Genomic DNA, 16637 nt, shown 5'->3' with positions numbered 1-16637 from the left:
CGGTGGTGGTGCGGTGGCGTGGAGGTTGCTCAGTGCCGAGGCAGGGCGGCGATGACGCGGTCGGTGACCTCGTCGACCTCACCCATGCCGTCGACCTGCACGAGCAGGCCGGCGAGCTGGTAGTGCTCGGCGAGGGGCGCGGTCTCCTTGCGGTAGATCGCCTGGCGCTCGCGGATGACCTCCTCGCTGTCGTCGGCCCGGCCCTCGATCTCGGCGCGCTTGAGGAGTCGCTCCACGACGGCGTCCTCGTCGACGACGAGCTCGATGACGGCGTCGAGCGCGTGGTCGTGCTTGGCGAGCATGGCGTCGAGGGCCTCGACCTGCCCCGCCGTCCGCGGGTAGCCGTCGAGGAGGAACCCGCCGACCGCGTCGTCCCAGGACAGCCGGTCCTCGACGATCTCGTTGGTCACCTCGTCGGGCACGTAGCCGCCCGAGGCGAGGATGTCCTTGACCTTGAGACCGAGCTCGGTCTCGTTCTTGATGTTCGAGCGGAAGATGTCGCCGGTCGAGATCGCCGGGATCGACAGGCGCGCGGCGATGCGGGCGGCCTGGGTGCCCTTCCCGGCGCCGGGCGGGCCGAGGATGATCAGTCGCGTGGGGGCTGGCATCAGCGGAGGAACCCTTCGTAGTGACGCTGCTGGAGCTGCGCCTCGATCTGCTTGACCGTCTCGAGGCCCACACCGACGACGATGAGGATCGAGGTGCCACCGAACGGGAAGTTCTGGTTGGCCCCGACGAGCACGAGTGCCACGAGCGGGATGAGCGAGATGAGCGCGAGGTAGATGGCACCCGGCACGGTGATTCGGGTCAGGACGTAGTTGAGGTACTCGGCCGTGGGTCGCCCGGCACGGATACCCGGGATGAAGCCGCCGTACTTCTTCATGTTCTCGGCGACCTCGGTCGGGTTGAAGGTGATCGACACGTAGAAGAACGTGAAGAAGAGGATGAGCGCCACGTAGATCGCCATGTAGATCGGGTGGTCACCGCGCACGAGGTTGCTCTGCACCCACAGCACCCAGTCCGGGTTGTTGCCGTCGGCGCGGGTGTTGAACTGCGCGACGAGGCCCGGCAGGGCCAGCAGCGAGCTGGCGAAGATGACCGGGATGACGCCGGCCATGTTGACCTTGAGCGGGATGTAGGTCGACGTGCCGCCGTACATGCGGCGCCCGACCATGCGCTTGGCGTACTGCACCGGGATGCGTCGCTGCGACTGCTCGACGAAGACGACGGCCGCGATGACGAACATGCCGAGCAGGACGATGAGCAGGAACGTGCCCCAGCCCTTGTTCTCCTTGATGGCCCACAGCGAGCCCGGGAAGCCGGCGGCGATCGAGGTGAAGATCAGCAGTGACATGCCGTTGCCGACACCCTTGTCGGTGATGAGCTCGCCGAACCACATGATGAGGCCGGTGCCGGCCGTCATCGTCAGGACCATGATGACGATGGTCACCATCGACTGGTCGACCATGATGGAGTCGCAGGAGCCGCCGAAGAGGCTCGAGGGGTTCCGGGCGAAGGTGACGAGCGTGGCCGACTGGAGGATCGCCAGGCCGATCGTCAGGTAGCGCGTGTACTGCGTCAGCTTGGTCTGCCCCGACTGGCCCTCCTCCTTGAGCGCCTCGAAGCGCGGGATGACGACCGTGAGCAGCTGGATGATGATGCTCGCGGTGATGTAGGGCATGATCCCGAGCGCGAACACCGACAGCTGCAGCAGCGCGCCACCGGAGAAGAGGTTGGCCAGGTTGAGGAACCCGCTCTGGTCACTGCCGCCGGCGGCCTTGCCGGCCTGGAGGCACTGCTGCACCAGGCCGTAGCTGATGCCCGGCGTCGGCACGTGGGAGCCGAGACGGAACAGCACGATGATGCCGAGCGTGAAGAGCAGCTTCTTGCGCAGGTCCGGGGTGCGGAACGCGCGGACGAAGGCGGCGAGCACAGGGTCCTCCTGGGGTGCCGCGCGGTGGCGCGGCCTGAGTCATGCAATCCGTGGAAGGTTAACGCAAAGAGGCAGCGCCCCGGGCACCGCTCCGCCATGGCCGACGTCACGTCGACCCGCGGTGCGGACGCCCGGGGCGCTGCTCACACGAGGTGTGAGGTGGTCCGGATCGGATCCGTCGAGCGGTGGTCAGTCCGCGATGGACGTGACCGAACCGCCGGCGGCCTCGATCTTCTCCTTGGCGGAGGCCGAGAACTTGTGCGCCTCGACCTCGACCTTGACGGAGATCTCACCCGTGCCGAGCACCTTGACCGGGAAGCCGTCGCGGACGGCGCCCTTGGCCACGAGGTCGGCGACCGAGACCTGGCCACCCTCCGGGAAGAGGGTCTGCAGGCGGTCCAGGTTCACGACCTGGTACTCGGTGCGGAACGGGTTCTTGAAGCCACGGAGCTTGGGAAGGCGCATGTGCAGGGGCATCGAGCCACCCTCGAAGCGCTCCGAGACCTGGTAACGGGCCTTCGTACCCTTGGTGCCGCGACCGGCGGTCTTGCCCTTGGAGCCCTCACCACGACCGACGCGGGTCTTGGGGGTCTTGGCACCGGGGGCCGGACGCAGGTGGTGGACCTTGAGGGCCGAGCCCTCGGTCTTCTTGGCCTCAGCCATGGTCAGTCAACCTCCTCGACGGTCACGAGGTGCGTCACCGTCTTGACCATCCCGCGGATCTCGGGACGGTCCTCCTTGACGACGACGTCGCCAATGCGCTTCAGACCGAGGCTGCGCAGCGTCTCGCGCTGGTTCTGCTTGCCACCGATCTCGGAACGGGTCTGGGTCACCTTGAGACGAGCCATCACGCACCAGCCTTCTCGGCCGCGGCCTTGGCCTCGGCCAGGCCCGCGGCACGCGCCCTGAGCATGGCCGCCGGGGCCACCTCCTCGAGCGACTTGCCGCGGCGCGCGGCAACCGACTCGGGGCGCTCGAGGTCGCGCAGGGCCTGGGCGGTCGCGTGCACGATGTTGATGGCGTTGTCCGAGCCCAGCGACTTGGACAGGACGTCGTGGATGCCGGCGCACTCCAGGACCGCACGCACCGGGCCACCGGCGATGACACCGGTACCAGGGGCGGCCGGACGGAGCATGACGACACCGGCCGCGGCCTCGCCCTGGACGGGGTGCGGGATGGTGCCCTGGATCCGCGGGACCTTGAAGAAGCCCTTCTTGGCCTCCTCGACGCCCTTGGCGATCGCGGCGGGGACCTCCTTGGCCTTGCCGTAGCCGACGCCCACGGTGCCGTCACCGTCACCGACGACGACGAGCGCCGTGAAGCTGAAGCGACGACCACCCTTGACGACCTTCGCGACGCGGTTGATGGTCACCACGCGCTCGACGTACTGGTTCTGCTCGCGGCTCTCGCGGCTGTCACGGCCGCCGCGGCGGTCCTGACGCTCGCCGCGCTCGCCGCGCTCGCCGCCACCGGCGGGGCCGGTGCCTCGACGCTGCTGTCCGGGCATCAGATGTTCCTCATCTCGACAATTGCGTTCACGAAGTTGCTCACAGCGACAGGCCTCCCTCGCGGGCGCCCTCGGCGATCGCCGCGACGCGGCCGTGGTACTTGTTGCCCCCACGGTCGAACACGACGGAGTCGACGCCGGCGTCCTTGGCGCGGGCGGCGACGAGCTCGCCGACCCGCTTGGCCTTGGCCGTCTTGTCACCGTCGAACGAACGCAGGTCGGCCTCCATCGTCGAGGCGTAGGCGACGGTCTTGCCGACCGTGTCGTCGACGACCTGCACGAAGAGGTGACGGCTCGAGCGCGAGACGACGAGGCGGGGACGGGCCGCGGTGCCGGCGATCTTCTTGCGACCGCGCACCTGGCGACGGATGCGGGCGGCAGCCTTGGACTTGCCGCGCTTGATGATCATTGCCATGGCTTACTTACCGGCCTTTCCAACCTTGCGACGGATCTGCTCGCCCGCGTAGCGAACGCCCTTGCCCTTGTACGGGTCGGGCTTGCGCAGCTTGCGGATGTTGGCCGCGACCTCACCGACGAGCTGCTTGTCGATGCCCTGCACCGAGAAGCGGGTCGGGTTCTCGACGGCGAAGCTGATGCCGGCGGGAGCCTGGATGAGGATCGGGTGCGAGTATCCGAGCGAGAACTCGAGGTCCGAGCCCTTCGCGGCGACACGGTAGCCCGTGCCGTGGATCTCCATCTTCTTCTCGTAGCCCTCGGTGACACCGAGCACCATGTTGTTGATGAGCGAGCGGGTCAGGCCGTGGCGGGCCCGGGAGTCACGCTCGTCGTCGGGGCGCTTGACCTCGAGGTTGCCCTCGGCGACCTCGACGGTGATCGGGGTGACGACGGTCAGCGAGAGCTCGCCCTTGGGGCCCTTGACCGTGACGTCCTGGCCGTCGACCTTGACGTCCACACCCGAGGGGATGGAGACGGGGAGTCGTCCGATTCGCGACATGTCAGCGTCTCCTTACCAGACGTAGGCGAGGACTTCCCCACCCACGCCCTTCTCGTGTGCCTGCTTGTCGGTCAGGAGGCCGCTCGAGGTCGACAGGATCGCGACGCCGAGGCCGCCGAGAACCTTGGGCAGGTTCGTCGACTTGGCGTAGACGCGCAGACCCGGCTTCGAGACGCGACGCACGCCGGCGATGGAGCGCTCGCGGTTCGGGCCGTACTTGAGGTCGATGGTCAGCGTCTGGCCGACCTCGGCCTCCTCGATCTTCCACGAGGCGATGTAGCCCTCGGTCTGGAGGATCTCGGCGATGTTCTTCTTGAGCTTCGAGTACGGCATGGAGACCGTGTCGTGGTGCGCCGAGTTGGCGTTCCGCACACGAGTCAGCATGTCCGCAATCGGGTCAGTCATGGTCATGGTGGGCTCTTTGCCCTTCCTCACCGGGGTTTCGGACACCGGGGCGCCTCGAGGGCGCTCCGGGCCGACCTACGGTGCCAGAGGTGTTGGCTGGTCTTTGGGTGGCTACCGGTGGTTTACCAGGAGCTCTTGGTCACGCCCGGCAGCTCGCCCGCGTGCGCCATCTCGCGAAGGCAGATGCGGCAGAGGCCGAACTTGCGGTACACCGAGTGCGGGCGACCGCACTTCTGGCAACGGGTGTACGCGCGGACCTTGAACTTCGGCTTCCGGTTCGCCTTGTTGATCAGGGCGGTCTTGGCCATGTCAGTTCTCCTTGAAGGGGAAGCCGAGCGCCTTGAGCAGCGCGCGACCCTCGTCGTCGTTGGTCGCCGTGGTGACGACGGTGATGTCCATGCCGCGCACGCGGTCGATGCGGTCCTGGTCGATCTCGTGGAACATCGACTGCTCGGTCAGGCCGAACGTGTAGTTGCCACGGCCGTCGAACTGCTTGGGCGACAGGCCGCGGAAGTCGCGGATGCGCGGGAGGGCGATCGTCACGAGACGGTCGAGGAACTCCCACATGCGGTCGCCGCGCAGCGTGGTGTGCGCGCCGATCGGCATGCCCTCGCGGAGCTTGAACTGGGCGATGGACTTGCGGGCCCGCGTCACGACCGGCTTCTGGCCGGTGATGGCGGTGAGGTCACGGACGGCGCCCTCGATGAGCTTGCTGTCGCGCGCGGCGTCACCGACACCCATGTTGACGACGACCTTGACGACGCCGGGAACCTGCATGACGTTCCCGTGGCCGAACTGCTCCTGGAGCGGCTCTCGATCTCGTCCTGGTACCGCTGCTTGAGGCGCGGCTTGCTGGTGGTCTGCGTCATGTTCAGAGGTCCTTGTCCGACTTCACGGCGACGCGCACGCGGGACGCCTTCTGGCGACCGCCGCGCTCGACCGTCTCGACGCGCGTCTTGACGCGGGTCGGCTTCTTCGTCTCGGGGTCGACGACGGCCACGTTGCTGACGTGGATCGCGGCCTCCGTGTGGGTCAGGCCACCGGTGCGGGTGCCACGGGCGGTGGCGCCGGCCTTGATGTGCTTGGTGACGCGGTTGATGCCCTCGACGAGCACGCGCTGCGTCTCCGGGTAGACCGCGATGACCTTGCCCTGCTTGCCCCGGTCGCCGCCGTTCTTCTGGCTGCGGCCCGAGATGACCTGGACGAGGTCACCCTTCTTGATCTTCATCTTCGCCATGGGTCAGAGCACCTCCGGCGCGAGCGAGATGATCTTCATGAACTTCTTCTCGCGCAGCTCACGGCCGACGGGACCGAAGATGCGGGTACCGCGCGGGTCACCGTCGTTCTTCAGGATGACCGCGGCGTTCTCGTCGAACTTGATGTACGAGCCGTCGGGACGCCGACGCTCCTTGACGGTCCGGACGACGACGGCCTTGACCACGTCGCCCTTCTTGACGTTGCCGCCCGGGATGGCGTCCTTGACGGTGGCGACGATCGTGTCGCCGATGCCGGCGTATCGACGGCCCGAACCACCGAGAACACGGATGCAAAGGAGCTCCTTGGCACCGGTGTTGTCGGCGACGCGCAGTCGCGACTCCTGCTGGATCACTGTCTAACTCCTGTCGTCGTGCTGGTTCTCACCCGGTCACCCGGGTGAGCCTTGCCGAACGGAAATGGGGGGTGGCTTACTTGGCCTTCTCGAGGATCTCGACGACACGCCAGTGCTTCGTCGCGGAGAGCGGACGCGTCTCCATGATGAGCACGCGGTCGCCGACGCCGGCCTCGTTCTTCTCGTCGTGCGCCTTGACCTTCGAGGTGCGACGGATGACCTTGCTGTAGAGGGCGTGCTTGACGCGGTCCTCGACCTCGACGACGACGGTCTTGTCCATCTTGTCGCTCACCACGTAGCCCTGACGGGTCTTGCGGTAGTTGCGCTCGGTGGTCTGACCCGTCGCGTCCGTGGTCACGGTGTCCTTCTCGCTCATGCCTGGTCCTCCTCGGCCGTCTCGGCCTCGGCCGTCTTCTCGGCCTTCTTGGTGGCCTTCTTGGCCTTCTTCTCGGCCTCGTCGTCGGCCTTCGCCGGCTCCGGCTGCTCGACCGGGGCCGAGCCGATGCCGAGCTCGCGCTCACGCATCTCGGTGTAGATCCGGGCGATGTCCTTCTTGACCGCACGCAGACGACCGTGGTTGTCCAGCTGGCCCGTGGCGGACTGGAACCGGAGGTTGAACAGCTCCTCCTTGGCCTTCTTCAGCTCGTCGGCGAGCTTCGTGTCGTCGAGACCACGCAGCTGGTTCGGAGCCAGGTCCTTCGTTCCGACTGCCATCAGTTGTCACCACCCTCACGCTGGACGAAGCGGCACTTCATCGGGAGCTTGTGCATCGCGAGACGCATGGCCTCGCGGGCGACCGGCTCGGCCACGCCCGAGAGCTCGAACATGACGCGACCCGGCTTGACGTTCGCGACCCACCACTCGGGCGAGCCCTTGCCCGAACCCATGCGGGTCTCGGCGGGCTTCTTCGTGAGCGGACGGTCCGGGTAGATGTTGATCCAGACCTTTCCGCCACGCTTGATGTAGCGGGTCATCGCGATACGAGCGGACTCGATCTGACGGTTGGTGACGTACGCCGGCTCGAGGGCCTGGATGCCGTACTCACCGAAGGCGATCTTCGTGCCGCCCTTGGCAGCACCGTGACGATCCGGGTGGTGCTGCTTGCGGTGCTTGACTCGACGGGGAATCAACATGGGTCAGGCCTGCTCATTCTCGGTGCTCGCCGCGGCGGGAGCCTCGGCAGCAGCGGTCTCGTTCACTGCCGGGGCAGCGGCGGTCTCGTTGCGGTCACCACGGCGGGCGCGGTTCGGACGGTCGGAACCGTCACGACGCGGGCCACGCGACGGGCGGGGCGCGGCGGCCTGCTGGGCAGCCAGCTCCTTGGCCGTCAGGTCACCCTTGTAGATCCACACCTTGACGCCGATGCGGCCGAACGTCGTACGGGCCTCGTAGAAGCCGTAGTCGATGTTCGCGCGCAGCGTGTGCAGCGGGACGCGACCCTCGCGGTAGAACTCGGTGCGGCTCATCTCGGCGCCGTTGAGACGGCCCGAGACCTGCACGCGGATGCCCTTGGCGCCGGCGCGCTGGGCGGACTGCATGCCCTTGCGCATCGCGCGGCGGAAGGAGACACGGGCCGAGAGCTGCTCGGCGATGCCCTGGGCGACCAGCTGGGCGTCGGTCTCGGGGTTCTTGACCTCGAGGATGTTCAGCTGGACCTGCTTGCCCGTGAGCTTCTCGAGCTCGCCGCGGATGCGGTCGGCCTCGGCGCCACGACGGCCGATGACGATGCCCGGACGCGCGGTGTGGATGTCGACGCGGACGCGGTCCCGCGTGCGCTCGATCTCCACCTTGGCGATGCCGGCGCGCTCCATGCCCGTGGCCATGAGGCGACGGATCGCGACGTCTTCCTTCACGTAGTCGCGGTAGCGCTGACCCTGCTTCGTGGAGTCGGCGAACCAGCGGCTCTTGTGGTCGGTGGTGATGCCCAGACGGAAGCCGTGGGGGTTGACCTTCTGACCCATCAGCGGGCTCCCTTCTTGTTCTCGGGCTGGGTGACGACGACGGTGATGTGGCTGGTCCGCTTGTTGATGCGGCCGGCGCGGCCCTGGGCGCGCGGACGGAACCGCTTCATCGTCGGGCCCTCGTCGACGAACGCCGCCGTGATGACGAGGTTGCGCTCGTCGAAGGCCACGGACTCCTTGTCGGCCTTGAACCGGGCGTTGGCGATGGCGCTCTCGAGCACCTTCTTGACCGGGTCGGACGCGGACTGCGGGGCGAACGTGAGCACCGTGACGGCGTCGGTGGCGCCCTTGCCGCGGATCAGGTCGACGACGCGGCGGGCCTTCTGCGGGCTGACCCGGACGTGCCGGGCCGAAGCCTTGGCTTCCATGACAACTTCCTTGGATTCGGTGGCCATCAGCGACGACGACCCTTCTTGTCGTCCTTCACGTGACCCTTGAACGTGCGGGTCGGTGCGAACTCGCCGAGCTTGTGGCCGACCATCGACTCGGTGACGAACACCGGCACGTGCTTGCGGCCGTCGTGGACGGCGAAGGTGTGGCCGAGCATGTCGGGGCTGATGACCGAACGACGCGACCAGGTCTTGATGACGTTCTTCGTGCCCGCTTCGTTCTGGGCGTCCACCTTCTTCTGGAGGTGGTCGTCGATGAAGGGGCCCTTCTTGAGGCTACGAGGCATTCTTCAGGCTCCTTGTCAGCGCTTCTTGCCAGTACGACGGCGACGCACGATGAGCTTGTCGCTTTCCTTGTGGCCCTTGCGGGTCCGGCCCTCGGCCTGGCCCCAGGGGCTCACGGGGTGACGTCCACCGGACGTCTTGCCCTCGCCACCACCGTGCGGGTGGTCGACCGGGTTCATGGCGACACCGCGGACGGTCGGGCGCTTGCCCTTCCAGCGCATACGGCCGGCCTTGCCCCAGTTGATGTTGCTCTGCTCGGCGTTGCCCACCTCGCCGACGGTGGCGCGGCAGCGCACGTCGACGTTGCGGATCTCGCCGGACGGCATGCGCAGCTGGGCGTAGGGGCCGTCCTTGGCGACGAGCTGGACGCGAGCACCGGCGGAGCGGGCGATCTTGGCGCCGCCGCCGGGCTTGAGCTCGATGGCGTGCACGACCGTGCCGACGGGGATGTTGCGCAGCGGCAGGCTGTTGCCGGGCTTGATGTCGGCGGCGGGACCGTTCTCGATCGGGTCGCCCTGCTTGAGGCGGTTCGGCGCCAGGATGTAGCGCTTCTCGCCGTCGGCGTACTGGACGAGCGCGATGCGCGCCGTGCGGTTGGGGTCGTACTCGATGTGCGCGACCTTGGCCGGCACGCCGTCCTTGTCGTGGCGACGGAAGTCGATGACGCGGTAGGCGCGCTTGTGACCGCCACCGATGTGGCGCGTCGTGATGCGACCGGAGTTGTTGCGGCCACCCGTCTTCGAGAGCGGTCGCACGAGCGACTTCTCCGGGGTGCTGCGCGTGATCTCGACGAAGTCGGCGACCGACGAGCCGCGACGGCCCGGCGTGGTCGGCTTGTACTTGCGGATACCCATGTTCGTTAAGTCCTTACGATTCTTCGTCGGTCTCAGGCGCCCGCACCGAAGATGTCGATCGAGCCCTCGCGGAGGGAGACGATCGCACGCTTGGTGTCCTTGCGCTTGCCGATGCCGAAACGGGTGCGACGGCTCTTGCCCTGGCGGTTCAGGGTGTGGACCTTGTCGACCTTGACGTCGAAGATCTGCTCGATGGCGATCTTGATCTCCGTCTTGTTCGCCCTGGGGTCGACGAGGAACGTGTACTTGCCCTCGTCGAGGAGCCCGTAGGACTTCTCGGAGACGACCGGCGCGATGAGGATGTCGCGGGGGTCCTTGGCGTGGATGCTCACTTGGTGGCCTCCTTGTCGGCCTCGGCACCCTTGGGGCTGCCGGCGACGAACGCGTCGAGGGCGGCCTGGGTGAACACGATGTCGTCGGCGCAGAGGACGTCGTAGGTGTTGAGCTGGTCGGCGACCAGGACGTGGACGTTGCTCAGGTTGCGGACCGACTTGAAGGTCACGTCGTCACCGCGCTCGATGACGACGAGCAGGTTCGGACGCTCGGTCAGGCCGGCGAGGAACACCGCGGCGTCCTTGGCCGAGGGGACCTCGCCCGAGACGATGGCGTCGACGACGTGGATGCGGTCGAAGCGGGCCCGGTCGGAGAGGGCACCGCGCAGCGCGGCGGCCTTCATCTTCTTGGGGGTGCGCTGGGCGTAGTCGCGCGGCTGCGGGCCGTGGACCGTGCCACCGCCGGCGAACTGCGGCGCACGCGTCGAGCCCTGGCGGGCGCGGCCGGTGCCCTTCTGGCGGTAGGGCTTGCGGCCACCGCCGCGGACCTCACCGCGCGTCTTCGTCGAGTGCGTGCCCTGACGAGCCGCCGCGAGCTGGGCCACCACGACCTGGTGGATCAGCGGGACGTTCGTCTGCACGTCGAAGATCTCGGCAGGCAGGTTGGGGGTCTTCGTGGCCATGTGGATCATGCACCCTTCGCAGCCGTGCGGATCAGGACGATGCCACCGCGGGGGCCGGGCACGGCACCCTTGATGAGCAGCAGACCCTTCTCGGCGTCAACGGCGTGGATCTGGAGGTTCTGGGTCGTCTGGCGGACACCACCCATGCGACCGGCCATGCGCATGCCCTTGAAGACACGGCCCGGCGTGGCGCAGCCGCCGATGGAGCCCGGCTTGCGGTGGTTGCGGTGCGCACCGTGCGAGGCCGAGACACCGGCGAAGCCGTGGCGCTTCATGACGCCGGCGAAGCCCTTGCCCTTGGTGGTGCCGGTGGCGTCGACGCGCTGGCCGGCCTCGAAGGCCTCGGCCGTGATCTCCTGGCCGAGCTCGTACTCGCCGGCGTCGGCGGTGCGCAGCTCGACGAGGTGACGGCGCGGCGTGACGCCGGCCTTCTCGAAGTGGCCGGTCATCGGCTTGTTGACCTTGCGCGGGTCGATGGCGCCGAAGGCGATCTGGACGGCGTCGTAGCCGTCGGTGTCACCGTTGCGGACCTGCGTCACGACACAGGGGCCGGCCTTGACCACGGTCACGGGGACGAGGCGGTTGTCGGCGTCCCACACCTGGGTCATGCCGAGCTTCTCGCCGAGGACGCCCTTGATGGTCTTCTGCTGAGCAACAGTCGTCATGTGTACCAACCGCCTCAGAGCTTGATCTCGATGTTGACGTCCGCCGGCAGGTCGAGACGCATCAGCGAGTCGACGGCCTTGGGCGTCGGGTCGATGATGTCGATGAGGCGCTTGTGCGTGCGCATCTCGAAGTGCTCGCGGCTGTCCTTGTACTTGTGGGGCGACCGGATGACGACGAAGACGTTCTTCTCCGTCGGCAGCGGGACGGGGCCCACCACGGTCGCGCCGGCGCGCGTCACTGTGTCAACGATCTTCCGGGCCGAGTTGTCGATGACCTCGTGGTCGTACGACTTCAGCCGGATGCGGATCTTCTGTCCCGCCATCTGATGAACGTCTCTCTCTCGCTTCTGACTGCCGGTTCCCTTGGCCTCCGACCCCCGAGGTCGGGCGTGTCGCCCTCTCCACGAAGTGAAAGTGCGCACGGAAGTGCCACTTTCGTCGTGAGTGCCCGGCCGAACCGGGTTGCACTGCGCTTCCCTCGGGCCTCCGAGAGGAGTCCGGGCGAGTCCCCGTCAGGAGGCTCTCGAGGGGCGGCGCCGTCGACATGGGTCAGCGACGCGCGTCAAGCAACCTGGCTAGTGTGCCAGAGCGGCGGGGGCCCTATCAAATCGAGGCGGGCGCCGCGCGCACCGTTCCCGCCGTGGCGCGTCGTGGCACGTCGTGGCGCTTCGTTGCGCTTCGTTGCGCTTCGTGGGCCAGGACTGACGCGGCGCGGGCCGGGCGGACCCGTCGCCACCTCGGCGTGACGGGGGGTCAGCCCGCCGCCTCGCCGGGGCGCGGGCGCTGAGGGTCCTGCGGGTCCTGCGGGTCCTGCGATGTCGGGCGGGCGCACGCGGCGCTGCCGCCCGGCAGCCGGTACCGGTGGTCGGCGACCCATGCGTAGACGCGCGCCGCGAGGGCCGAGACGCCGGGGGCGAGCAGGAGGTAGCCGAGCGGGCGCCAGGCCGGCGCGCCGTGAGTGGCCGCGCTCGCGATGGCCCGGTGCCCCGAGCGGATCGAGCCGTCGGCCGTGACGAACTGGGCCGCTGCGTCGCAGTCCTGCGGCGTGAGGCCGACGGCGGCGAGGTCGAGCGCCTGCCAGGGGTGGACGTCGTAGCGACCACGGCGGTCCACCCAGCGCCGGGCGAACGCCACGCTGCGGGTGCAGAAGCCGCAGTCGGCGTCGTACACCAGCGTCGGCCGGTCCGGCACCCTCGCTCCACCCGCCCATCCTCGCACGGCTCTACCACGTCCGGTCGAGCGTCCGGGACCGGTGCGGTGCCGGCGCGGTGTCCGGCGTGGGTGGCTGGAGGTACCGGTGCGCGCCGGCGGTGGCGTCAGGCGGGGGCGAGGAAGGCGCTCAGCGCGCCCGCGTACATGGCCGGGTCCTCGGCGCCCATGAGCTCGCGCGCACTGTGCATCGACAGCGCGGCGGCCCCGAAGTCGACGGTCGTCGCGCCGGTCAGCGCCGACGTGACCGGCCCCACCGTCGAACCGCACGGCAGGTCGCTGCGCGTCACGAACGTCTGCATCGGCACCTCGGCCTGCTCGCACGCGAGCCGGAAGGCCGCCGCCCCCACCGAGTCGGTGGCGTAGCGCAGGTTGGTGTTGACCTTGAGCACCGGTCCGCCGTTGACGCGGATCTGGTGCAGCGGCTCGTGCAGCTCCGCGTAGTTCGGGTGCGTCGCATGACCCATGTCGCCCGAGGCGATGACCGTCGCGGCGAGCGCGCGGAAGTAGTCGTCGCGGCTGCCGCCGGCGGCGAGGACGACGCGCTCGAGGACCGAGGGCAGCAGCGTCGAGACGGCGCCCCGCTCGGACGTGCTGCCGATCTCCTCGTGGTCGAACAGGACGAGGACGGGCACGTGCCCGGGCTCGGTCGCCGTGGCGTCGACCATCGCCCGGACGCCCGCGTAGGAGGTGGCGAGGTTGTCCAGGCGCGGGGCGGCGATGAGGTCGCGGTCGCGGCCGATGCGCGCCGAGGGCTGAACCGGGTGCGTCATGACGTCCCAGGCGAGGACGTCCTCGTGGTCGACGCCGACGTGCGCGGCGAGGTAGGCGGGGAAGACGCCCGGGGTGTCGCCCACGCCCCAGACGGGTACGAGGTGCTGCTGGCGGTTCAGAGTCAGCGCGTCGTTCTGCGTGCGGTCGAGGTGGATGGCGACCTGCGGCACCCGCAGGACGGGGTCGCTGTCGTGGAAGAGGCGCTGCTCCAGGCCGTCCCGGGTGCGCACGGCGACCCGGCCGGCCAGGCCGAGGTCGCGGTCGAGCCACGAGTTCTGCAGCAGGCCGCCGTACGGCTCGACGGCCAGCATCTGCCACCCGGCCTTGACGTGGTCCGCACGGGGCTTGACGCGCAGGTTCGGGCTGTCGGTGTGCGCTCCGACGACGCGGAACCCGGCGGCCGGACCGACGCCCGAACCGTGGGCACCGATGGTGTCCCAGGCGATGAGCGACCCACCGCGCACGAGCCAGTGGCGCCCCGGCTCGGTCGGGAACGGGTCGGTCTCGGCCACCTCGGTGAACCCGGCCTCGGCGAGGCGACGCGCCGCCTGCTCGCACGCGTGGAACGGCGTCGGTGACGCATCCACGTAGTCGATCAGCCCCTGGGCCTCGGAGTCGGTGTCGAAGGAGTGCGCCATGGTGCCCGACCCTACCGATCCCTCACGGGTCGACCGATGCCGACGGCTGCCGGTCGGGGTGCGGGTAGGGCTCCCCATTGGCCGAGCCGCGACAGTCTGCCTAGGGTTTGGGGCGGGGCGCGGCCCCACACTTCGTCGGACGGGGGAAGGGCGAGACGTGGTCGTGTACAGGAAGGGCGCCGACCCGGACGCGCTGGAGCGCGCCGCGGGGCAGCTGGAGCGGTTCGCCGGCGAGTGCCGGGCCGCGCGCTCAGCGGTCGACCACGCGGTCGGTCGACTCGGAACCGCCTGGGGTGGTGCCGACGTCGAGGGCTTCCGCGGCGACTGGCACGGTGCCGCGCCCAGGATCGACGCCCTCGAGCACGCGCTGACCGGGCTGGGGACGAGGCTGCGCGAGAACGCCGCCCGGCAGCGGGGTGCGAGCGCGCCCGGCACGGGCAGCGGCTCCGGTGCCGTCGGCGGCGTCGGTGACCTCGGTGGCCCTGGTGGCGCCGGAGTCGGCGGGGCCCCGCACGTCATGTCCGGCCCGGGTGTCGCGCCCGTGCCGCTCGCGGCCGACCCGTCCCCCTCGCCGGGCCCCTCCCCCACGCCCGGTCCCGCGTCCGTCCCGCCCGCGACGACCGGCACGGGGGGTCCCGTCGACGGCTACGACTTCGGCGCGCCGCACAAGCCGGACATCGAGTGGGACGAGGGCTTCGAGTACGACTCGAAGGAGGCCACCTGGCACGACTACGTCGCCAAGGCCGAGTGGATGGCCAAGCTCGAGGCCGGCCGGGCGCTCAAGTCCGACCTCGACGACGCGACGGCGATGTACGCCCACTACTGGGACAACGACGGCGAGCCGGCCCGCTTCGACTACGAGGAGGGCTACAAGGAGGACCCCGCCATCGCCGCCAACGTCAACGGCGAGGTGTCCCGCACGGCGGCGGCCGTCGACGAGATGGTCCGCAACGGCAACACGCACTTCAGCATGACGGGCGACGCCCACCCGGCCACCGCCTATCCCACGACCGAGAACTGGCAGAAGACGATCGGCGGCTACCAGCAGTGGAGCAGCGCCGACGTGACCGTCGAGAACGGTCAGGTGACGATGACGGTCACCGTCCACGCCGAGGACTACTACAACTTCAACCCGGGTCAGGCCGACATCGCCAGCGGCGCCGGTGACAACGAGAACGGCCGCTTCACCGAGATCGGCTGGGCCAAGCCGTTCCCGTCGAGCGGTGACGTCACGCGGACGGTCACGTGGCCGGTCGGCTCGCCGCCGCCCTCCGTCGACGTCGGCCCGGGCGACGTCGAGCGCACCCCCGGGCTCGGTCGAGAGGACCGGGCCGACGAACGAGGAAGCAGCCGATGACCCGCGCCCGACGCGTCACCGCCGTGACGATGTCCGTCACCACCGCCCTGCTCGCCCTGACGACCGCCGCGTGCAGCACGTCGTCGCCCACGCCGCCGAACGACCGACCGAGGAGCACCGTGAACGCAGCGACGAAGACCGGCACCGGGCAGGTGCGCCACGACCTCGACCCGCTGACCAAGCGCTTCACCGCCCTCGGCCGGCCGGTCGCGGCGACGTGGATGTCGGGCACCCTGGACGGCGAGGCACCCGGGCCCTCGACGTACTGGATCGACGCCGTCGTCCGGCTGTCGCCCGACACTGCCACGGCCCTGCGTGCCCACTCCCCCGCACCGACCACGGAGACACCCGACGTCGAGGACGGCGTCCGCTCCGCCCTGCCCACCGGGCAGCTGCTGCGCTCCGACGCCCTCGACGCCGCCTTCGCCCAGGGCTCGTTCCGCGCCAAGGCCTACCTCGCGGCCGACTCCGACACCGTCGTGCTCGTGGCCCTCGGCCAGTGAGCCGCCCGCTCCGGGTCGGCGTCCAGCTGCCCGAGGTCGAGCGCCGGGTCGACTGGCCCGAGCTGCTCGCCATGGCCCGTACGGCCGAGGACGTCGGCCTCGACTCGCTGTGGCTCGGCGACCACCTGCTCTACGACCTGCCGGGCGGAGTCACCCGCGGGCCGTGGGAGGTGTGGACCTCGCTCGCTGCCGTCGCCGCGGTCACCTCCCGTGTCGAGCTCGGACCGTTCGTGGCCTCGACCGCCTTCCACGCGCCGGCCATGCTCGCGAAGATGGCCGCGACCGTCGACGGCATCTCCGGCGGGCGCCTGGTTCTCGGGCTCGGGGCCGGGTGGAACGAGCGGGAGTACACCGCCTACGGGTTCCCCTTCGACGAGCGGGTCTCCCGCTTCGAGGAGGCCTTCACCGTCATCCGCACGCTCCTGCGCGAGGGACGGATCGACCACCACGGCCGGTTCCACGACCTCACCGACTGCGTGCTCGACCCCGGGCCGACGCGGCCGGGCGGGCCCCCGCTCATGCTCGGCTCGACCGGGCCGCGCATGCTGCACATCGGCCTGCCCCACGTCGAGCTCTGGAACACCTGGTGAAGCCAGTACGCCAACTCGCCGGCGGAGTTCGCGCGTCTGCGCGAGCGC

The 16637-nt window shown here is 69.4% G+C and carries 27 protein-coding genes and 1 pseudogene; 3 read left to right on the top strand and 25 right to left on the bottom strand.

Going from position 1 to position 16637, the window contains the following annotated elements; genetic code table 11:
• Positions 1 to 29: 29 nt before the first annotated feature.
• From AC1VM9_RS12665 to AC1VM9_RS12545, 25 genes and pseudogenes are all read right to left on the bottom strand, one after another.
• Positions 30 to 608, bottom strand: a complete 579-nt coding sequence (locus tag AC1VM9_RS12665) for an adenylate kinase (RefSeq protein ID WP_481343148.1) — start codon at positions 606 to 608, stop codon at positions 30 to 32.
• Positions 608 to 1933, bottom strand: coding sequence for a preprotein translocase subunit SecY (gene secY, locus AC1VM9_RS12660; RefSeq protein WP_481343147.1), 1326 nt, complete (start codon positions 1931 to 1933; stop codon positions 608 to 610). Before secY ends, AC1VM9_RS12665 begins: the two co-directional genes overlap by 1 nt.
• A 189-nt stretch (positions 1934 to 2122) precedes the next feature.
• Positions 2123 to 2596: a 50S ribosomal protein L15 gene (rplO, locus tag AC1VM9_RS12655; protein WP_481343146.1), complete on the bottom strand. Its 474-nt coding sequence runs from the start codon at positions 2594 to 2596 to the stop codon at positions 2123 to 2125.
• Positions 2597 to 2598: 2 nt separating this feature from the next.
• Positions 2599 to 2781, bottom strand: a complete 183-nt coding sequence (gene rpmD / locus AC1VM9_RS12650) for a 50S ribosomal protein L30 (protein ID WP_034715233.1) — start codon at positions 2779 to 2781, stop codon at positions 2599 to 2601.
• The gene (gene rpsE / locus AC1VM9_RS12645) at positions 2781 to 3440 is read right to left on the bottom strand and encodes a 30S ribosomal protein S5 (RefSeq protein ID WP_483122901.1); all 660 of its coding nucleotides are present in this window, start codon (positions 3438 to 3440) and stop codon (positions 2781 to 2783) included. The genes rpmD and rpsE overlap by 1 nt, the downstream gene beginning before the upstream one ends.
• Positions 3441 to 3480: 40 nt before the next feature.
• Positions 3481 to 3855 carry a 50S ribosomal protein L18 gene (rplR, locus tag AC1VM9_RS12640; RefSeq protein ID WP_481343982.1) on the bottom strand — a complete coding sequence of 125 codons (375 nt, stop codon included), beginning with the start codon at positions 3853 to 3855 and terminating at the stop codon, positions 3481 to 3483.
• Positions 3856 to 3858: 3 nt separating this feature from the next.
• The gene (gene rplF, locus AC1VM9_RS12635; protein ID WP_481343981.1) at positions 3859 to 4395 is read right to left on the bottom strand and encodes a 50S ribosomal protein L6; all 537 of its coding nucleotides are present in this window, start codon (positions 4393 to 4395) and stop codon (positions 3859 to 3861) included.
• Positions 4396 to 4407: 12 nt separating this feature from the next.
• On the bottom strand, positions 4408 to 4806 hold the full coding sequence (rpsH, locus tag AC1VM9_RS12630) for a 30S ribosomal protein S8 (protein ID WP_481343980.1): 399 nt from the start codon (positions 4804 to 4806) through the stop codon (positions 4408 to 4410).
• A 116-nt stretch (positions 4807 to 4922) separates the two neighbouring features.
• Entirely contained in the window at positions 4923 to 5108 is a 186-nt protein-coding gene (locus tag AC1VM9_RS12625; protein WP_013493557.1) for a type Z 30S ribosomal protein S14, read from the bottom strand.
• Position 5109: 1 nt separating this feature from the next.
• Positions 5110 to 5669, bottom strand: a pseudogene (gene rplE / locus AC1VM9_RS12620) (50S ribosomal protein L5).
• Between the two features lie 2 nt (positions 5670 to 5671).
• On the bottom strand, positions 5672 to 6037 hold the full coding sequence (rplX, locus tag AC1VM9_RS12615) for a 50S ribosomal protein L24 (protein WP_481343460.1): 366 nt from the start codon (positions 6035 to 6037) through the stop codon (positions 5672 to 5674).
• 3 nt (positions 6038 to 6040) lie between these two features.
• Positions 6041 to 6409 carry a 50S ribosomal protein L14 gene (gene rplN / locus AC1VM9_RS12610; protein WP_481347042.1) on the bottom strand — a complete coding sequence of 123 codons (369 nt, stop codon included), beginning with the start codon at positions 6407 to 6409 and terminating at the stop codon, positions 6041 to 6043.
• Between the two features lie 76 nt (positions 6410 to 6485).
• Positions 6486 to 6785, bottom strand: a complete 300-nt coding sequence (gene rpsQ / locus AC1VM9_RS12605; RefSeq protein ID WP_481343462.1) for a 30S ribosomal protein S17 — start codon at positions 6783 to 6785, stop codon at positions 6486 to 6488.
• Complete coding sequence (gene rpmC / locus AC1VM9_RS12600; RefSeq protein ID WP_483122899.1) at positions 6782 to 7123, bottom strand: 50S ribosomal protein L29; 342 nt, start codon at positions 7121 to 7123, stop codon at positions 6782 to 6784. The genes rpsQ and rpmC overlap by 4 nt, the downstream gene beginning before the upstream one ends.
• The gene (rplP, locus tag AC1VM9_RS12595; RefSeq protein WP_076264098.1) at positions 7123 to 7542 is read right to left on the bottom strand and encodes a 50S ribosomal protein L16; all 420 of its coding nucleotides are present in this window, start codon (positions 7540 to 7542) and stop codon (positions 7123 to 7125) included. Before rplP ends, rpmC begins: the two co-directional genes overlap by 1 nt.
• A gap of 3 nt (positions 7543 to 7545) precedes the next feature.
• On the bottom strand, positions 7546 to 8370 hold the full coding sequence (gene rpsC, locus AC1VM9_RS12590) for a 30S ribosomal protein S3 (RefSeq protein WP_481343464.1): 825 nt from the start codon (positions 8368 to 8370) through the stop codon (positions 7546 to 7548).
• The gene (gene rplV, locus AC1VM9_RS12585; protein ID WP_481347041.1) at positions 8370 to 8738 is read right to left on the bottom strand and encodes a 50S ribosomal protein L22; all 369 of its coding nucleotides are present in this window, start codon (positions 8736 to 8738) and stop codon (positions 8370 to 8372) included. Before rplV ends, rpsC begins: the two co-directional genes overlap by 1 nt.
• 26 nt (positions 8739 to 8764) lie before the next feature.
• Entirely contained in the window at positions 8765 to 9046 is a 282-nt protein-coding gene (gene rpsS, locus AC1VM9_RS12580) for a 30S ribosomal protein S19 (RefSeq protein ID WP_026864141.1), read from the bottom strand.
• Positions 9047 to 9061: 15 nt separating this feature from the next.
• Complete coding sequence (gene rplB, locus AC1VM9_RS12575; RefSeq protein ID WP_076264095.1) at positions 9062 to 9898, bottom strand: 50S ribosomal protein L2; 837 nt, start codon at positions 9896 to 9898, stop codon at positions 9062 to 9064.
• A gap of 32 nt (positions 9899 to 9930) precedes the next feature.
• Positions 9931 to 10230 carry a 50S ribosomal protein L23 gene (gene rplW, locus AC1VM9_RS12570; RefSeq protein WP_452269189.1) on the bottom strand — a complete coding sequence of 100 codons (300 nt, stop codon included), beginning with the start codon at positions 10228 to 10230 and terminating at the stop codon, positions 9931 to 9933.
• Complete coding sequence (rplD, locus tag AC1VM9_RS12565; RefSeq protein WP_483122898.1) at positions 10227 to 10862, bottom strand: 50S ribosomal protein L4; 636 nt, start codon at positions 10860 to 10862, stop codon at positions 10227 to 10229. The genes rplW and rplD overlap by 4 nt, the downstream gene beginning before the upstream one ends.
• On the bottom strand, positions 10859 to 11518 hold the full coding sequence (rplC, locus tag AC1VM9_RS12560) for a 50S ribosomal protein L3 (RefSeq protein ID WP_481343467.1): 660 nt from the start codon (positions 11516 to 11518) through the stop codon (positions 10859 to 10861). Before rplC ends, rplD begins: the two co-directional genes overlap by 4 nt.
• 14 nt (positions 11519 to 11532) lie before the next feature.
• Positions 11533 to 11841 (bottom strand): 30S ribosomal protein S10, encoded by a 309-nt coding sequence (rpsJ, locus tag AC1VM9_RS12555; protein WP_009775966.1) that lies wholly within the window; start codon positions 11839 to 11841, stop codon positions 11533 to 11535.
• A 430-nt stretch (positions 11842 to 12271) separates the two neighbouring features.
• A complete protein-coding gene (locus AC1VM9_RS12550) occupies positions 12272 to 12709 on the bottom strand; it encodes a thiol-disulfide oxidoreductase DCC family protein (protein WP_483122897.1) in 438 nt (145 codons plus the stop codon).
• A gap of 125 nt (positions 12710 to 12834) precedes the next feature.
• Positions 12835 to 14139 (bottom strand): M18 family aminopeptidase, encoded by a 1305-nt coding sequence (locus AC1VM9_RS12545; protein WP_483122895.1) that lies wholly within the window; start codon positions 14137 to 14139, stop codon positions 12835 to 12837.
• A 157-nt stretch (positions 14140 to 14296) separates the two neighbouring features.
• Here AC1VM9_RS12545 and AC1VM9_RS12540 point away from each other — a divergent pair, with 157 nt between their 5' ends.
• Genes AC1VM9_RS12540 through AC1VM9_RS12530 form a run of 3 tightly spaced genes read left to right on the top strand, consistent with a single transcriptional unit; the run spans position 14297 to position 16589 of the window.
• Positions 14297 to 15496 carry a WXG100 family type VII secretion target gene (locus tag AC1VM9_RS12540; protein WP_483122894.1) on the top strand — a complete coding sequence of 400 codons (1200 nt, stop codon included), beginning with the start codon at positions 14297 to 14299 and terminating at the stop codon, positions 15494 to 15496.
• Positions 15493 to 15999, top strand: coding sequence for a hypothetical protein (locus AC1VM9_RS12535; RefSeq protein WP_483122893.1), 507 nt, complete (start codon positions 15493 to 15495; stop codon positions 15997 to 15999). The genes AC1VM9_RS12540 and AC1VM9_RS12535 overlap by 4 nt, the downstream gene beginning before the upstream one ends.
• Positions 15996 to 16589, top strand: a complete 594-nt coding sequence (locus AC1VM9_RS12530) for an LLM class flavin-dependent oxidoreductase (RefSeq protein ID WP_483122892.1) — start codon at positions 15996 to 15998, stop codon at positions 16587 to 16589. Before AC1VM9_RS12535 ends, AC1VM9_RS12530 begins: the two co-directional genes overlap by 4 nt.
• Positions 16590 to 16637 lie beyond the last annotated feature (48 nt).

This window comes from Monashia sp. HAY1-11D (assembly GCF_056868035.1).
Note: the sequence above shows the minus strand (reverse complement) of the source record. Positions and strands in the feature narration are given on the sequence as shown.

Coding starts and splice junctions, on each gene's coding strand:
- rplO (WP_481343146.1), bottom strand. CDS start 2,596: ATGGCTGAGGCCAAGAAGACCGAGGGCTCGGCCCTCAAGGTCCACCAC.
- rpsE (WP_483122901.1), bottom strand. CDS start 3,440: ATGCCCGGACAGCAGCGTCGAGGCACCGGCCCCGCCGGTGGCGGCGAG.
- rplP (WP_076264098.1), bottom strand. CDS start 7,542: ATGTTGATTCCCCGTCGAGTCAAGCACCGCAAGCAGCACCACCCGGAT.
- rpsC (WP_481343464.1), bottom strand. CDS start 8,370: ATGGGTCAGAAGGTCAACCCCCACGGCTTCCGTCTGGGCATCACCACC.
- rpsQ (WP_481343462.1), bottom strand. CDS start 6,785: ATGAGCGAGAAGGACACCGTGACCACGGACGCGACGGGTCAGACCACC.
- AC1VM9_RS12545 (WP_483122895.1), bottom strand. CDS start 14,139: ATGGCGCACTCCTTCGACACCGACTCCGAGGCCCAGGGGCTGATCGAC.
- rplD (WP_483122898.1), bottom strand. CDS start 10,862: ATGATCCACATGGCCACGAAGACCCCCAACCTGCCTGCCGAGATCTTC.
- rplV (WP_481347041.1), bottom strand. CDS start 8,738: ATGGAAGCCAAGGCTTCGGCCCGGCACGTCCGGGTCAGCCCGCAGAAG.
- rplR (WP_481343982.1), bottom strand. CDS start 3,855: ATGGCAATGATCATCAAGCGCGGCAAGTCCAAGGCTGCCGCCCGCATC.
- AC1VM9_RS12665 (WP_481343148.1), bottom strand. CDS start 608: ATGCCAGCCCCCACGCGACTGATCATCCTCGGCCCGCCCGGCGCCGGG.
- rpsH (WP_481343980.1), bottom strand. CDS start 4,806: ATGACCATGACTGACCCGATTGCGGACATGCTGACTCGTGTGCGGAAC.
- AC1VM9_RS12625 (WP_013493557.1), bottom strand. CDS start 5,108: ATGGCCAAGACCGCCCTGATCAACAAGGCGAACCGGAAGCCGAAGTTC.
- AC1VM9_RS12535 (WP_483122893.1), top strand. CDS start 15,493: ATGACCCGCGCCCGACGCGTCACCGCCGTGACGATGTCCGTCACCACC.
- rplF (WP_481343981.1), bottom strand. CDS start 4,395: ATGTCGCGAATCGGACGACTCCCCGTCTCCATCCCCTCGGGTGTGGAC.
- rpsJ (WP_009775966.1), bottom strand. CDS start 11,841: ATGGCGGGACAGAAGATCCGCATCCGGCTGAAGTCGTACGACCACGAG.
- rpmD (WP_034715233.1), bottom strand. CDS start 2,781: ATGGCTCGTCTCAAGGTGACCCAGACCCGTTCCGAGATCGGTGGCAAG.
- rpmC (WP_483122899.1), bottom strand. CDS start 7,123: ATGGCAGTCGGAACGAAGGACCTGGCTCCGAACCAGCTGCGTGGTCTC.
- rpsS (WP_026864141.1), bottom strand. CDS start 9,046: ATGCCTCGTAGCCTCAAGAAGGGCCCCTTCATCGACGACCACCTCCAG.
- rplX (WP_481343460.1), bottom strand. CDS start 6,037: ATGGCGAAGATGAAGATCAAGAAGGGTGACCTCGTCCAGGTCATCTCG.
- rplB (WP_076264095.1), bottom strand. CDS start 9,898: ATGGGTATCCGCAAGTACAAGCCGACCACGCCGGGCCGTCGCGGCTCG.
- rplC (WP_481343467.1), bottom strand. CDS start 11,518: ATGACGACTGTTGCTCAGCAGAAGACCATCAAGGGCGTCCTCGGCGAG.